Below are 14,128 nucleotides of genomic sequence, written 5' to 3' on the forward strand. Positions count from 1 at the left end.
GCTATACTTCGTCGGCCCCTTTGCCATTACGATAGAGCCGATCGTCAGGCGTCTTCGAGCGCCACGATATTGACGATATGCGCCTGGGTATATTCCAGCAGGCCCGCTTCGCCCAACTCGCCGCCCAGGCCCGATTGCTTCACGCCGCGGAAGGGGATGTTGGCGTCGATCGCAAGATGCTGGTTGACCCAGACGGTGCCGGTGTCGATCTTCATCGCGATCTGGGTCGCGCGCTCGACATCCTTGCCCCATACGGTGCCGGCCAGGCCATAGTCGCTGTCGTTGGCGCGGGCGATGACATCCTCGATATCGTCATATTTCAGCACCGGCAGCACCGGGCCGAACTGTTCTTCCTGCACCAGCGGCGCATCTTCGGGCAGGTCGCGCACGATCGTCGGCGCGATGAAATAGCCCGGCCGGTCCATCGGCTCGCCACCCGCCAGCACGGTGCCGCGCGTCTTGGCGTCGGCGATCAGCGCGCTCACCTTGTCGAACTGCATCTTGTTCTGCACCGGGCCGATGGTCGTGCCCTGCTTGGCGCCATCGTCGACGATCGCTTCCTTGGCCAGTTTCGCCAATTCGTCGCAGAAATCGTCATACATGGGGCTAGGCACATAGGCGCGCTTCACCGCCACGCAGATTTGCCCGGCGTTGGTCATCGCACCCTGATAGACCTTCTTGGCCACCTGACGCGCATCGACATCGTCCAGCACGATCGCCGCGTCATTGCCGCCCAGTTCCAGCGTGACCCGCTTCACCGTGCCGGCGGAGGACGCCATCACCTTCTTGCCGGTCGCGGTCGATCCGGTGAAGGCGACCTTGGCCACATCCTTGTGCCCGGTCAGCAGCGGGCCAAGCTCATTCTGGTCGCAGACGATGTTAAGCACGCCGGCCGGCAATATGTCCCTCGCCAGTTCGCCGAACAGCAAAGTGGTCAGCGGCGTCGTGGGCGCGGGCTTCGACACCATCGTGTTGCCCGTCACCAATGCCGGTCCCAGCTTGTTCATCAGCAGGATCAGCGGGAAGTTCCACGGCGTGATCGATGCGACGACACCCAGCGGCGTGCGATGTTCGACCACCTTGTTGCCGCCCTCGTCCTTCAGCACCTTGGGTTCCACCCGCATCGCGGCAAAGGCGCGCAGGGTGAAGACGCTGCCCATGATCTCGTAACCGGCCTGGTCCAGCGGCTTGCCCTGTTCGGCGGTCAGCAGGCTGGCGAATTCGCCGATCCGGGCCTCCAGCGCGTCGGCCAGTTTGTTGGTCAGCGCCGCGCGTTCCTCGACCGGCAGGGCCGCCCAGCCCGGTTGCGCCTTCTTGGCCGCCGCGATCGCGCGCTCGGCCAGCGCCTCGTCCGCCTTGGGGCATTGGGCGAAAGCTTGCGCCGTCGCCGGGTTTACAACGTCGAACTGGCTGACACCGGCGACGAGTTCGCCGTCGATCAGCATCCGAAATTCATGATCCATGAGTCGCTCTCCCATTATTCCGGGCCATCGGGATGGCATTGCCTATCGCAATTCGGCCCGGCTGGCTGTAGCATATATTTGTGCGCTAGGGATACAATATTGGCAAGGGGTATAGTGAAGGGATGAAACAGGGGGCCGATCTCCAGTCGCTCGTCGGCTATCGCGTGCAGCGGGCCAATCTGCTGATGGAAACCGATGCCCGTGCGGCGCTGGCCGATCATGACCTGTCGCCGGCAAAGATGACGGCGCTGATCCTGATCCGCGACAATCCGGGTTGCGACCAGACGGCGCTCGGTCGGGCACTCAGCATCAATCGGTCGAGCGCGATGAAGCTGGTCAATATCCTCGCCGACAAGGGGCTGGTGGAACGACGGCCGGGTCGGGATATGCGTACCAACGCCCTGATGCTGCTACCCGAAGGGGAGCGCCAGCTGGCGGTGATGCTGGCGGCGGTGCGCCAGTCCGACGCGCGCATGACGAAGCGGCTGAGCGCCGAGGAGCTCAAGACATTGCGCTTGCTGCTTGCGCGGCTGGGTCCGGCGCCGACGTCGGACGATGAGGGTTGACGATAAGGCCGCTTGCACAAACTGTATCCTTGGCGCACAATTATGCTGAAACAGGCGGTTGATTCGACGGAAGCGGCCGCACGAACGGGAGACAGGTGCGCGTGACGGAAGCTGCTTTGATGGATGGACCGGCAACATCGAACCGGAGCCTCCCGCCCGCCTCGCTGGATTGCCTGCTCCGCCCCCGCTCGGTTGCGATCATTGGGGCCTCCGATAAGCCCGGCGCGCTGGGTGCTTCGGTGCTGGCCAATCTGGTGCGGCAGGGGTTCGACGGCGACATCCATCTGGTCAATCCCAAGCGTACGGAGATTGGCGGCCGGCCCTGCGTCGCATCGGTCGATGACCTGCCAACAGCTGTCCATGTCGCTGTTCTCGCCATCCCCCGCGCCGGCGTGCTGGACGCCATTCGTGGCCTTGCGCGCAAGAGCGTCGGCGCTGCCGTCATCTTCTCCGCCGGCTTCGCCGAAGATGGTCCGCAAGGGCTGGCCGACCAGCAGGAAATCGCCCGCATCGCGCGGGAAAGCGGCATGGTGGTCGAAGGGCCGAACTGTCTTGGCCTCGTCAATTTCCGCGACAATGTCTCGCTGACCTTCATCGAAATGCCGGAAGCGAAAGCGCAGGGCGATCGCCGCGTCGGCATCGTCTCGCAATCGGGTGCCATGGCCGCCGTGCTGGCGACGACGATGATCCACCGCGACGTGCCCTTGAGCTGCTACATTTCCACCGGCAACGAAGCAGCGAGCGGGATCGAGGATTATCTCGCCCATCTGGTCGACCAACCCGACACCGCCGTCATCGCGCTGATCGCCGAACATGTCCGCGATCCCGCGCGCTTCCTCGCCGCCGCCCGCGCGGCACGCGCCGCTGGCAAGGCGGTCGTGCTGCTCCATCCCGGCCGAAGTGCGGCGGGCGCGGCCAGCGCTGCCACCCATACTGGCGCGATGGCGGGCGACCATGCGGTCATGGCCGTCCATGTCGAGCGCGCCGGTGTTATCCTGGCAGAATCGCTGGAGGAACTGGGCGACATCGTCGAAATCCTCGCCCGTTCGCCCGAAGCCGGGGCTGGCGGCACCGGCATCGTGGCTGAATCCGGTGCGTTCAAGGCGATGATGCTCGATCTCGCCGAAGCGGTCGATCTCGACCTGCCCAAACTCACCGATGCGGACAGCCCGGCGCTGCGCGCGGCGCTGCCTGATTTCGTGCCCGTCACCAACCCGATGGATATCACCGCGCAGGGACTGGTCGATCCCGGTCTTTATGGTCGCACGCTCGCCGCTCTGGCGCAGGACGATCGAATCGGCACCATCCTGCTGACGCTGATCCAGACCGATACCGGCACATCGCATGTGAAGTTCAAGGCCGTGCTGGATGCGCTGGAAGCCATCGGCGACACCAAGCCGATCATCGTCGGCGGCGTCGATGAGGGCGGCGCGGTCTTCGCCGAGGATCTGGCCGCGCTGCGGGCCGCCGGCGTCACCTACCTCCCCACCGCCGAACGGATGCTGCGCGCGCTGGCCCGCATTGCTGCCCATCGCCAGGGCGATGCTACGGTGGCGCCGCTCGACGCCCGGCCGGTCGATGGCCTGTCGCAGGTCGGCAGCACCATCCCCGAACATCGGTCGAAGGCGATCATGGGCGCGCAGGGCATCGCCTTCCCCGTTTTCGCACTGGCGCAGAGCGCGGCGGAGGCCGTCGCCGCTGCCGATCGCCTCGGTTATCCGGTGGTGCTGAAGGCTCAGTCGCCCGAACTGCCGCACAAGAGCGACGCTGGCGGCGTCATCGTCAATCTGGCCGATGCGGATGCCGTCGCGGCCGGCTGGGACCGGCTGATGGCCAATCTCGCTGCCTCGCGTCCAGACCTTGTCCTTGATGGCGTACTGGTGGAGGGTATGGCGGCCAAGGGCGTCGAACTGATCGTCGGCGCGCGCAACGACCCGCATTGGGGGCCGACCATCCTCGTCGGCTTTGGTGGCGTCGCGGCGGAACTGCTGCACGATGTCTGCCTTCTGCCGCCCGACCTGACCCGCGACGCGATCATTGCGCAGATCCGAAAGCTGCGCATGGCCCCGCTGCTCGATGGCTTCCGTGGCGCGCCGGCCATGGACATCGGCGCCGTCGCCGACATCGTCCAGCGTCTTGGCCAGATGGTTGCTGCCACGCCAGCCATCAGCGAAGTCGATCTCAATCCCGTGATCGTCTACCCGCAAGGGCAGGGCGCAATCGCGCTGGACGCATTGATTTCGCTCTAACAATCTCCGTCATTGCGAGCGGAGCGAAGCAATCCATGTTGCGCAACATAGATTGCTTCGCTCCGCTCGCAATGACGAAATAGTCAGGTCAGCGCATAATAGCGCAGCACATTGCCGTCGGACCGCCGCTCGCCCACGCCGATGAATACATGTTTGGTCAGCCAGTCATGCTTGCCGACCGGACATTCGAAACTGGGATTGCCGCGCAGATAATAATCCTGCTGCTCCACCGGTTCGCCCTCGGCAAAGGCCCAGTCGCGCAACCGCTGCATCGTGTCGGGCTTGCGCCCCCACAGGAAACCGCGATTGTTGAGCAGGATCAGCGTGCCGTCATCCTCCTCCAGCATATAGCGGGCGTCGAACACCGCGACGTCGTCCGGCCTGAAATAGGCATAGTCGCCGCCAGATCCCGGCACCGCCTTGCCTTTGATCCTTGGTCCCTCGAACGTGCCGCCATCGACATAGACAGCGCTACGATTGCCGCCCATCGGCGTGTTGACGATGGTCTGCACGCGCGGAAATTGCAGCCGCACCTCCATCGCGAATTCCAGCCGCGGATTGTCCAGCGTCGAAAACATATCCATCATCCCAACTCCCCAATCACCCCAATTCCAACGTTCCGCCATCGACAAAGAGATTGGCGGCAGTGATAAAGCTGGCCTCGTCCGAAGCCAGGAACAGAACGGCACGTGCGACTTCCTCGGCCCGGCCCATGCGCTTCATCGGTACGGCCGCGATCATCGCCGCGCGCAGATTGTCCACATCGGCCTCGCTCATGCCCGGATTGCGGTGCAGCAGCGGCGTCTCGATCGGGCCGGGGCTGACCAGGTTGACTCGAATGCCTTCGGCAACCAGTTCGCCCGCAATCACCTTCAGTGCCGCATAAAGTCCGCCCTTAGCCGCCGCATAAGCGGTGTTGCCGGGCACGAATGCGTGGCCGCCGATCGACCCCGTCGCCACGATCGACCCGCCTCGCTCCATCAGCCGCAACGCCTTCTGGATGGCGAACACACAGCCGCGCAGGTTGACGCCATGGACATGGTCCCAATCCGCTGGTGTCAGGTCACGCAGCGGCGCGAAACCGCCCACGCCCGCATTGACGAACAGCGTGTCGATCCGCCCGTCCCGTGCCGCGATATCGGCAATCACTGCCTCCATTGCGTCCAGATCGGCCATATCCGCCCGATAGCCGCGCGCGCCGTCGATCCCCGCTACCGCCGCGTCGATCGTCGCCTGATCCCGCCCGGTCAGCCGCACGATGCCGCCTTCCGCTGCAAAGGCCTGCGCACTGGCCAGACCGATGCCGCTGTTGCCGCCGACGACCAATATGATCTTGTCCTTGAACCGCATGCTCTTTCTCCGGCTCAGAAGGGCGAATGCGGGTTGGGGCTTTGCGTCGGCACATCTTGCACCACGTCCCAATGCTCGACGATCAGGTCGCCTTCGATGCGGAAGATATCCATCACTGCAAAGCCCGGATCGCCATCGAACCGCCGCACATGATAATGGACGATCACATGGTCGCCATCGGCAAAACGCCGCTTGATGTCATGCACCGCGTCCGGATTTTCGTCCCGCACCTTGCGCAGGAACGCTTTCAACGGCGCCAGCCCCGTATCCACCCACTGATTATGCTGGATATAGTCGGGTGCGATGAACCGGCCTGCCGCATCGCCGTCCATCGGTATCAGCACATGGTCAAACATCGCCTGGACCAGATCCAGATTGCGCTGCTCCTGCTGCGTATAAGCCATCATCCTCTCCTGCTATTTTCCGCTGGCGCATCGCCACGCTTTCGGTTTACGATAACGATCGTTATTAAAAGAACAAGAGCCTAGGAGAGGAAAGCGCCATGAATCGCGCCGATTATGACCGCTATGCGCAGGCCTTCAACAATCGCGACTATGACACGGTCTTCGATTTCTACGCGCCCGGCGCCAGTATCCGCTTTTTCGGCGTGGACCTTGGCACGCGCGAAGCGTTCAAGCGCTTCTATGGCTTTCTCCACGCCCATGTGATCGAGACGCTGACAATCGAGCGCTTCGCCGCCAGCGACGATCTGGTCGCATTGGAAGGGATCATCCGGGTGGAAGCGACGCAGGATCTCGATGCCGCCACCCTCGCCGCCAACGGCCTCGACCAGTTCATGCCGATCGCGAAGGGGGAGGTGCAGGAGATGCGTCAATATATCCATTATCATGTCGAAAACGACCGGTTCACCAGCGTCGGTTGCGCGATCGTCGGCTGATCCTTCCCTTACGCCCGGCTTGACTTGTGCGCCGGCAAATGCCCTATCGGAGGACCATGTCGAACAGCAGCCCGCCCAAAAAGACGTCGGCGCCGGCCGAAACCAGTCCCGCCGATACGCTGCACCGCGTCCTGCGACTGGCGAACAAACTGATGGCGCCTTTCTCCACCTATTTGGAGCATCGTTACAAGATCAGCCTCAACGAGTTCCGCCTGCTGATGCTGCTCGGCCGCTTTCCCAATTCGGCCAGTCACGAACTGGCGGAAATGACCGGCGTCAATCCGATGAGCGTTTCTCGCGCCGTCGCCGCGCTTCAGAAGCATGGCCGCATCACCGTAGAACGCGACCCTGCCAACAAGCGGCGCAAGATTCTCGTCCTCACCGACGAAGGCCAGCGCCTCTACCGGCTGATGCGCCCGCAGACCGACAAGGTCGCCACCTATCTCGTCTCCGATCTCAAAGCGAAGGAGGTGGAGACGCTGAACCAATATCTCGACACGCTGGTCGACACGCTGGAATCGACAGACGAAGCCGGCAACAGTCGCTTCCTCGAATTTACCCGGCCCGACGGCGAAGACGAACCCTCCGCCTGATTGCTCAGAGTCTGTCTCGAAATGTGCGAAAGAGCGCATTTCGTAAGCGGCACCGGGCCACACCCCCACCCGACCGCCCGCAGAGTGTATCCTGGATGGGCGGTCGGGTGGGGGTGTGGCCCGGTGCGGATGCGCCAGAGGCGCATTTCGAGACAGGCTCTCAGGCGCTGGCCGGCGATACCCGCCCGCCCAGCGCCATCATGACCAGCAGCATCGTCAGGAAGCTGACGCCCAGAACGCCGGTCAGCGGCAGGATGGAGACGGACGGCAGCAACGATACGGCCGCGCTCGCCGCCGCCGTGATCGCCAGCTGCAACGTGCCCAGCAACCCTGCCGCAGCTCCCGCGCCACCCGCCGCCGCATCCAGTGCGGATATCGCCGCCGGCGTCAGGATGAAGCCGGACAGGGCGAACAGCAGCATCGAGTAAGGCTGGAACAGCGTGATCGGCACATGCGCCGTCAGGCCCGCCGTCGCGATCAAGGCTGTCGCCCCCATCGCCGTCAGTGCCACCCCCGTCACCAGCGGTCGCGCGCCCAGCCGCCGCATCAGCGTCGGTGCGAATTGCGTAGCGATGATCGAGGTCACGGCATTGAGCGCCAGCAACAGGCTGTAGTGATGCGGCGTCAGGCCAAAGCCCTGCGTGTAGACGAAGGGGGCCGCCGTTACGAAGGCGAAGGGCACGGTCGTCGCCAGCCCCGCCACCAGTGTCCAGCCCAGAAAGGCCGGCGTGGCGAGCAGCCGACCATAGGCATGCAGCATCGGCTGTTGGTGCAGTCGCCGTTCGGGCGGCAGCGATTCCGGCAGGAAGGTGGCCACCGCGACCAGCGCCACCACACCGCCGCCCGCCAGCAGCAGGAACAGCCCGCGCCAGCTCATCGCCTGCAACAGATAGCTGCCGGCCAGCGGCGCCAGTACGGGGGAAATGCCGATGATGAGGAAAGTGAAGGCCATCAGCCGGGCGGCGCGATGGCCGCTATGCCGGTCGCGGATCATCGCCCGTACGCTCGACGTGCCGGCGCAGGCGCCCATGCCTTGCAGAAAGCGGCACGCGATCAGCATGGTCAGGCTGGTCGCCATGGCGCAGGCGATGGAGGCGACCGCGAACAGCAACAGCCCGCCGATCAACGGCCGGCGCCGGCCATAGCGATCGCCCAGCGTGCCGAGCGGGATCTGCGCCAGCGCCAGTCCCAGGAAGAAGGCGGACAGGGTACGCTGCACCGCGCCGCTGTCCGCCGCCATCGCCTGCGCCATGCCGGGCATGGCCGGCAGATACAGGTCGATGGCAAAGGGGCCGAGCGAGGAGAGAAAGCCGAAGGCGATGCCCAGCAACAGGGGCGGTTCCGTATCCTGCGGACCCGAACGGCGATCGGCTTGTGCCATATATAAAGATATCCTCTCCCTAATTAGTAACGAACGTTATATTTGTTTGGGAGGGCGCACAAGCGATTGCTGCGTTGAACATGTCCTTCGTCATTGCGAGCGCAGCTGCTGCATGGGGCACGGCATTTCGGTTTGCATAATGTGTCTTCAGCATACAATGTGCGGTGGAACGGGGGACGGCGTCGCAGGCAGCCCCGCATAAGATCAAGCGAGAGGAGCGCAGCCCATGGCCCCCGTATCGACCCCCACCACCGCCCTGCCGGCCGACGATCCCCGCAGCATATTGGGCAGCGCGCCGATGCGCCTGCCGCAATGTATCGCCATCGCCATCTGCTTCCTGCTGAACGCGCTTGACGGCTTCGATATATTGGCCGTGACCTTCGCCGCGCCGGGCATCGCGAAACAATGGAGCATTGGTCCCGGCGCCATCGGCCTCGTCGTCTCCTCGGGGCTGGCCGGCATGGTGGTGGGGTCGCTGACGCTGGGGCAACTCGCCGACCGGATCGGGCGGCGGCCGCAAGTGTTGCTCTGCCTTGCCATCATGGTCAGCGGCATGTTTGCGTCCGCCTTCGCCTCCAATGTCCTGCTGCTCTGTTTGCTGCGCGCCTATACCGGCCTTGGCCTGGGTGCCGTGCTGGCGGCGGTGAACGCCCTGTCGGCGGAGTTCGCCAATCGCAAGCGTCGCGACCTGTCGGTCAGCATCATGGCGGCCGGCTATCCGGCTGGCGGCATCGTGGGCGGCTGGGCGGCGGCGCAACTGCTCAAACATCATGGCTGGGAATCCATCTTCCTGTTCGGCGCGGGCGCGACGGCGGTGATGGTGCCGCTGGTGCTGCTGTTCCTGCCCGAATCGATCGGCTGGCTGGCAACGCGCGGCGGGCCGGATGCGCTGGCGCAGATCAACGCCGTCATGAAGCGGCTGGGTCAGCCGCTCGCTGGTCGTGTCGTTGCGCTGGAGGAACCCAAGGCCTCGATGCGTGCGCTCTTCACCGACCGTTATCGCGCCACCACCATCGCGCTGATCGCCATGTACGGCCTGCACATGATGACCTTCTATTATGCGCTGGGCTGGACCCCGGCGCTGGTCGTGTCGCTCGGCTTCGATCCGTCGCAGGCGACGATCGTGTCGGTATTCATGAACATGGGCGGCGCGACCGGCGGCGTGATCCTGGGCTTCCTCTCGCCGCGCCTCGGCCTGCGTCCGCTGCTGCTGTTCGGCCTTGCCGGCGCGGCGGCGGCGGTCGTCGCCTTCGGTGCGGTGCCGGCCGACATCATTCTGCTACAGGGCGCGGCCTTCTTGCTCGGCTTCCTCGCCAACGGGTCGGTCGTCGGCCTCTACGCGCTGATCGCCAATATCTATCCCACCACGTTGCGCGCGACCGGCACCGGCACGGTGATCGGCTTCGGTCGTTGCGGCGCGGCGCTCGGGCCTTTCATTGCGGGGCAGTTGCTGGCGGTCGGGGCAGGACGCGGCATCACCTCGCTCGCCCTCGCGCTCGGCTCCGCCATCGCGGCGCTGGTTCTCCTTGCCGCCCATCTGCGCGTGGCGGACGAGGATGCGATTTAGGAATCTCGATCTCGCACAAGAGCGGTTCGCCCTGAGCCTGTCGAAGGGCTTGTCTTTCTTTCTACGTTGCAAAGAAACCAAGGGGTTTCGACAGGCTCAGCCCGAACGGGGAAAGGGGGAGGTGCTAACCCACCCGTTCCGCATCCATCATCGCCTGCAACATGCGCCGCCCTTCTACCGCGTTGCGATCGCTCTTGAGCAGCAGCTCTTCCGGATTTTCGCCCACCACCGCCAGCATTGCCTCGATCTCCTCGGTGGCGAACTTGTCCTCGGCGATCACGGGGCGCAGATACTCTTCCATGATGTCGATCGCGCTCGCATCCGTCGTCGCCATGGCGAAAAAATAGGTGCAGCTATGCGGCGTTTCCGGCGTCACCGCATGATAGACCCGGCTCGACGCAAAAGCTTCACCCGCCCGCTCATGCCCCTGCGGGAATCGGCTTTCATCGATCCCGGCATGAAAGCCGGGCAGATGGAAATCCATCCCGCTCACCCGGTCTATGCGGGTCAGGTCATGCCCCATGAAAGCGACCACCGGCGGCGCCTCTGCATCGCGCATATGGCGGCGGCTCCCCAGAAAGCCGGGGCGCTTGACCACGTCCTCGGGCGTCGCGGCATTGTCCAGCGTGCCGATCGAGCTGCCATGCAGGAAGGCAAGGTGGGTCAGGTCCAGCAGATTGTCGTTCAGCAATTGCGCCCGCCCCTTCACATGCTCCACGAACAGCGGCCGCGCGGTCATGCCCGGCGCCGTCAGGCCGATCGCCTCAAGGTCGGGTAGCAACGCCGGATCGGCCTTGTCCGCATCCCCCATCCATATCCACGCCCACAGGCCATGTTCGACCAGCGGGTAGCTGGGGATATGATAGGATCGCGGGGTGAAGCTCTGGCTTGGAATATCGGTGCATTGCCCGTCCGGGCCGAAGGCGATGCCATGATAGCCGCAGATGATGCCGTCGCCCTTGCGACAGCTTTTGCCCAGCGGGAAATGGCGGTGCGGGCATCGACCGCCGACCGCCACGGCCTGCCCGTCCTGCTTGCGATAGAGCACGACCGGCTGATTGAGGATCGTGCGCGCCAGCAGCGCCTCGCCGATCTCATGGCTGAAGGCGGCGACATACCAGCCATTGCGGACGGCAAACGAGCCGGTGGTAAAGGGATACATGATCGGCCTCTCCTGATCTTTTCTACCAGACTTACGGTGTAAGTTTCCGCCGAAGACGAGCGGCTGTCAAGGGCGCTGCGCTTTCATCGCATAAAGACGCCGTTCCGCATTTTCCTGCTGGCACGACCCAGAATATTCGTGTAGATGAAATATTCATGGATGCGAAATCATCAGATCGCGATGGAACCGCCCCCCTTCTGATCCTGCCGGGATTGCTCTGCGATTCCCGCATGTTCGGCGAAACGCTGGCGGCTTTCCCCGGCAGCGCCGTGGTGGACGGTTTCTATGCCGGCTGTGATCGAATCGAAGCGATGGCCGATTATGCCATCGCCCGCATGCCCGATCGCTGCGCGCTGCTGGGTCACTCGATGGGCGCGCGTGTCGCGCTCGAAGTGGTACGCAAAGTGCCGGACCGGGTGGAGCGGCTGGCGCTGGTCGATACCGGCGTCCATCCGGTCAAGCCCGGCGAGCGGGAAGGGCGCTACAAGTTGCGCGGCCTCGGCCGGGATCAGGGCATGGCCGCGCTGGTCGCGCAATGGCTGCCGCCGATGATGGGCTTTGCCGGCCTGCGCGACGAAGCGCTGATGGACCTGCTCTATGCCATGGCGGTCGACGCCGGCCTCGCCACGTTCGAGGCGCAGATCGAGGCGCTGCTGCACCGGCCGGCGGTCGACATGCTGCTGCCGACGATCGCCTGCCCGACCGTCGCGATCGTCGGCCGGCAGGACCAGTGGTCCCCGGTCGCGCAGCATGAAGCCATCGCGGCCGCCATCCCCGGCGCGCAATTGCGCGTCGTCGAGCGCGCCGGCCACATGATGCCGGCCGAAGCGCCGCAGGCTTTCAATATTCAGATAAAGGACTGGCTCGCCATGCCTGTCCCTGTCCCCATTTCGTGAACTTCCAGACAAGTCGAAGGAGAGGTTTGAATGACTGACAAGACCCTGCAACAGCTGCTCGATGAAAAGGGCGACATCGTCGAATTCCTGCGCAACCAGCAGGTCGGCCCCAACGCCTATCCGGGCGTCCCGGGCGAATATAGCAACTGGCGCGACGAACAGCGCAGCTGGGCGGAAAGCTCGGTCCTGTTCAACCAGAGCTTCCACATGGTCGACCTGCTCGTCACCGGCCCCGGCGCGTTCGACATGCTGGCCTATCTCGCCCCCAACAGCTTCAAGGGCTTCGTGCCGAACCGCGCCAAGCAGTTCGCCCCCGTCACGCCCGAAGGCTATGTGATCGGCGACGTCATCCTCTTCTATCTGGAAGAAGAAAAGTTCGAACTGGTCGGCCGCGCGCCTTCGATCGAATGGGTCGAATATTGGGCCTCGACCGGCAAGTGGGACGTGAAGGTGGAACGCGACGAGCGCACCATCGCCCGTCCGCTCGACCAGCAGGGCTATCGCCGCAACTATCGCTTCCAGTTGCAGGGCCCGAACGCCATGCCGGTGCTGGAAAAGGCGATGGGCCAGACCCCGCCGGACCTGAAATTCTTCCACATGGCCCCGATCACCATCGCCGGCGTCGAAGTGCGCGCGCTGCGTCACGGCATGGCCGGCCAGCCGGGCTACGAGCTGTTTGGCCCGTGGGAAGATTATGACACCGTCCGCAACGCGCTCATTGAAGCGGGCAAGGACTATGGCCTGACGCTGTGCGGCGGCCGAACCTATTCGTCCAACACGCTGGAATCCGGCTGGATCCCCTCGCCGCTGCCCGCCACCTACACCGGCGAAGGCTCGAAGGGCTTCCGCGAATGGATCGGCGAGAACAGCTATGAAGGCAAATGCTCGCTCGGCGGCAGCTTCGTCTCCGACAAGATCGAGGATTATTATCTGAACCCGTGGGAGCTGGGCTATGGCATCATGGTCAAGTTCGACCATGAATTCGTCGGCCGCGAAGCGCTGGAAAAGATCAAGGATCAGCCGCACCGCCAGAAGGTGACGCTGGCCCTGGACAATGAGGATATCGTCCGCGTCATGAGCTCCATGCTCCAGACCGGCGACAAGGCGAAGTTCCTCGAATTCCCCAGCGCCGTCTATTGCATGCATCCCTATGACGCGGTGCTGAAGGACGGCAAGACCGTCGGCCTGTCGACCTGGATCGGTTACACCATCAACGCCGGTCGTTTCCTGGCGTTGGCCATGGTCGACGCCGAGTTCGCCGCGCCCGGCACCGAAGTCACGCTGCTGTGGGGCGAACCCAATGGCGGCACGCGCAAGCCGACCGTGGAACCGCACGTCCAGACCGAAATCAAGGCGATCGTCTCCTCGGTCCCTTATTCGGAAGCCGCGCGCGACAATTATGCCGACGGCTGGCGCACCAAGGCCGCGTAATCGGAAAGTGATTTCAAGTCCGATGGAACATCGGACGGCTCGGAAATCACGATAGATAAAAGCCTATACCCGAGCGGGGTTGGAGCGGGGGATGCCGAAAGGCGTCCCCCGTTTTGGTTCTGAAACAGGATGCGGATCGGCAGGCCGCACCAAGGTCAGGAGAAGGCAAAGGCACCAGCGATCGTTTGTTGGCCCACTGAGACAGGCTATGATGCGCCGTATCGTGGAGTAGATTGAATGCGACCGACAATGTGCTGCGCTTCGGTAATCATGGCTTGCCTGTTGTCGGGATGCGTGGCGTCCCGGCTACCGGATCAGGTTTCCGCCCGCAGGATCATTGGCCCTGAAGGCTATAATGTGAATTGGGATTTGCCAGAGACGAACTACTATTGGCTGCCTGCGGAAACGGAGCATGAGACAAAAATTGCCTCTGATGTCTGCAACGCACCGATCAGCGTCTTCGTCTACCATCATGTACCGCGCCCGCCTCAATTCGGCTATATCGGCTTCCGCTTTGAAGGCGTTGTCGATGAAGTAGCCAGGACATGCCTTATCAGCAGGCTCAAGGCCGT

The 14,128-nt window shown here is 63.9% G+C and carries 13 protein-coding genes; 7 read left to right on the forward strand and 6 right to left on the reverse strand.

From position 1 onward, the window contains the following. Positions 1 to 44 precede the first annotated feature (44 nt). Entirely contained in the window at positions 45 to 1,463 is a 1,419-nt protein-coding gene (locus ACNHGR_RS22975; protein WP_184274296.1) for an aldehyde dehydrogenase family protein, read from the reverse strand. 122 nt (positions 1,464 to 1,585) lie between these two features. Between ACNHGR_RS22975 and ACNHGR_RS22980 the strand changes: the two genes are divergently transcribed. Together ACNHGR_RS22980 and ACNHGR_RS22985 are read left to right on the forward strand one after the other, a co-directional pair. Further along, the gene (locus tag ACNHGR_RS22980; RefSeq protein ID WP_184274298.1) at positions 1,586 to 2,029 is read left to right on the forward strand and encodes a MarR family transcriptional regulator; all 444 of its coding nucleotides are present in this window, start codon (positions 1,586 to 1,588) and stop codon (positions 2,027 to 2,029) included. Between the two features lie 119 nt (positions 2,030 to 2,148). Then, positions 2,149 to 4,278, forward strand: coding sequence for an acetate--CoA ligase family protein (locus ACNHGR_RS22985; protein ID WP_475289497.1), 2,130 nt, complete (start codon positions 2,149 to 2,151; stop codon positions 4,276 to 4,278). Positions 4,279 to 4,361: 83 nt separating this feature from the next. Here the strand turns inward: ACNHGR_RS22985 and ACNHGR_RS22990 are convergent, their stop codons facing one another. From ACNHGR_RS22990 to ACNHGR_RS23000, 3 genes are read right to left on the reverse strand one after another with little or no spacing between them, the layout of a single operon-like run. Further along, positions 4,362 to 4,865, reverse strand: a complete 504-nt coding sequence (locus tag ACNHGR_RS22990; RefSeq protein WP_184274300.1) for a DUF3237 domain-containing protein — start codon at positions 4,863 to 4,865, stop codon at positions 4,362 to 4,364. 13 nt (positions 4,866 to 4,878) lie between these two features. Then, positions 4,879 to 5,628: an SDR family oxidoreductase gene (locus tag ACNHGR_RS22995; RefSeq protein ID WP_475289212.1), complete on the reverse strand. Its 750-nt coding sequence runs from the start codon at positions 5,626 to 5,628 to the stop codon at positions 4,879 to 4,881. A 14-nt stretch (positions 5,629 to 5,642) separates the two neighbouring features. Further along, complete coding sequence (locus ACNHGR_RS23000; protein WP_475289214.1) at positions 5,643 to 6,032, reverse strand: nuclear transport factor 2 family protein; 390 nt, start codon at positions 6,030 to 6,032, stop codon at positions 5,643 to 5,645. A 98-nt stretch (positions 6,033 to 6,130) separates the two neighbouring features. Between ACNHGR_RS23000 and ACNHGR_RS23005 the strand changes: the two genes are divergently transcribed. Next, positions 6,131 to 6,526 carry a nuclear transport factor 2 family protein gene (locus ACNHGR_RS23005; protein ID WP_184274304.1) on the forward strand — a complete coding sequence of 132 codons (396 nt, stop codon included), beginning with the start codon at positions 6,131 to 6,133 and terminating at the stop codon, positions 6,524 to 6,526. Between the two features lie 56 nt (positions 6,527 to 6,582). Next, positions 6,583 to 7,119, forward strand: coding sequence for a MarR family winged helix-turn-helix transcriptional regulator (locus ACNHGR_RS23010; protein WP_475289217.1), 537 nt, complete (start codon positions 6,583 to 6,585; stop codon positions 7,117 to 7,119). Positions 7,120 to 7,279: 160 nt separating this feature from the next. Here ACNHGR_RS23010 and ACNHGR_RS23015 read toward each other — a convergent pair whose 3' ends face one another. Continuing rightward, on the reverse strand, positions 7,280 to 8,500 hold the full coding sequence (locus tag ACNHGR_RS23015) for a multidrug effflux MFS transporter (protein ID WP_475289219.1): 1,221 nt from the start codon (positions 8,498 to 8,500) through the stop codon (positions 7,280 to 7,282). Between the two features lie 226 nt (positions 8,501 to 8,726). Here ACNHGR_RS23015 and ACNHGR_RS23020 point away from each other — a divergent pair, with 226 nt between their 5' ends. After that, positions 8,727 to 10,067 (forward strand): MFS transporter, encoded by a 1,341-nt coding sequence (locus ACNHGR_RS23020; RefSeq protein ID WP_475289221.1) that lies wholly within the window; start codon positions 8,727 to 8,729, stop codon positions 10,065 to 10,067. 124 nt (positions 10,068 to 10,191) lie between these two features. Here ACNHGR_RS23020 and ACNHGR_RS23025 read toward each other — a convergent pair whose 3' ends face one another. After that, positions 10,192 to 11,229 (reverse strand): Rieske 2Fe-2S domain-containing protein, encoded by a 1,038-nt coding sequence (locus tag ACNHGR_RS23025; RefSeq protein ID WP_184274312.1) that lies wholly within the window; start codon positions 11,227 to 11,229, stop codon positions 10,192 to 10,194. Positions 11,230 to 11,384: 155 nt separating this feature from the next. Between ACNHGR_RS23025 and ACNHGR_RS23030 the strand changes: the two genes are divergently transcribed. Continuing rightward, complete coding sequence (locus ACNHGR_RS23030; RefSeq protein WP_475289222.1) at positions 11,385 to 12,125, forward strand: alpha/beta fold hydrolase; 741 nt, start codon at positions 11,385 to 11,387, stop codon at positions 12,123 to 12,125. A gap of 30 nt (positions 12,126 to 12,155) precedes the next feature. Further along, positions 12,156 to 13,556, forward strand: a complete 1,401-nt coding sequence (gene desA / locus ACNHGR_RS23035) for a syringate O-demethylase (protein WP_475289224.1) — start codon at positions 12,156 to 12,158, stop codon at positions 13,554 to 13,556. Positions 13,557 to 14,128: the final 572 nt, after the last annotated feature.

The sequence above is a fragment of the Sphingobium sp. RS1 genome, assembly GCF_056156825.1.

Coding starts and splice junctions, on each gene's coding strand:
- ACNHGR_RS22975 (WP_184274296.1), bottom strand. CDS start 1,463: ATGGATCATGAATTTCGGATGCTGATCGACGGCGAACTCGTCGCCGGT.
- ACNHGR_RS22980 (WP_184274298.1), top strand. CDS start 1,586: ATGAAACAGGGGGCCGATCTCCAGTCGCTCGTCGGCTATCGCGTGCAG.
- ACNHGR_RS22985 (WP_475289497.1), top strand. CDS start 2,149: ATGGATGGACCGGCAACATCGAACCGGAGCCTCCCGCCCGCCTCGCTG.
- ACNHGR_RS22990 (WP_184274300.1), bottom strand. CDS start 4,865: ATGATGGATATGTTTTCGACGCTGGACAATCCGCGGCTGGAATTCGCG.
- ACNHGR_RS22995 (WP_475289212.1), bottom strand. CDS start 5,628: ATGCGGTTCAAGGACAAGATCATATTGGTCGTCGGCGGCAACAGCGGC.
- ACNHGR_RS23000 (WP_475289214.1), bottom strand. CDS start 6,032: ATGGCTTATACGCAGCAGGAGCAGCGCAATCTGGATCTGGTCCAGGCG.
- ACNHGR_RS23005 (WP_184274304.1), top strand. CDS start 6,131: ATGAATCGCGCCGATTATGACCGCTATGCGCAGGCCTTCAACAATCGC.
- ACNHGR_RS23010 (WP_475289217.1), top strand. CDS start 6,583: ATGTCGAACAGCAGCCCGCCCAAAAAGACGTCGGCGCCGGCCGAAACC.
- ACNHGR_RS23015 (WP_475289219.1), bottom strand. CDS start 8,500: ATGGCACAAGCCGATCGCCGTTCGGGTCCGCAGGATACGGAACCGCCC.
- ACNHGR_RS23020 (WP_475289221.1), top strand. CDS start 8,727: ATGGCCCCCGTATCGACCCCCACCACCGCCCTGCCGGCCGACGATCCC.
- ACNHGR_RS23025 (WP_184274312.1), bottom strand. CDS start 11,229: ATGTATCCCTTTACCACCGGCTCGTTTGCCGTCCGCAATGGCTGGTAT.
- ACNHGR_RS23030 (WP_475289222.1), top strand. CDS start 11,385: ATGGATGCGAAATCATCAGATCGCGATGGAACCGCCCCCCTTCTGATC.
- desA (WP_475289224.1), top strand. CDS start 12,156: ATGACTGACAAGACCCTGCAACAGCTGCTCGATGAAAAGGGCGACATC.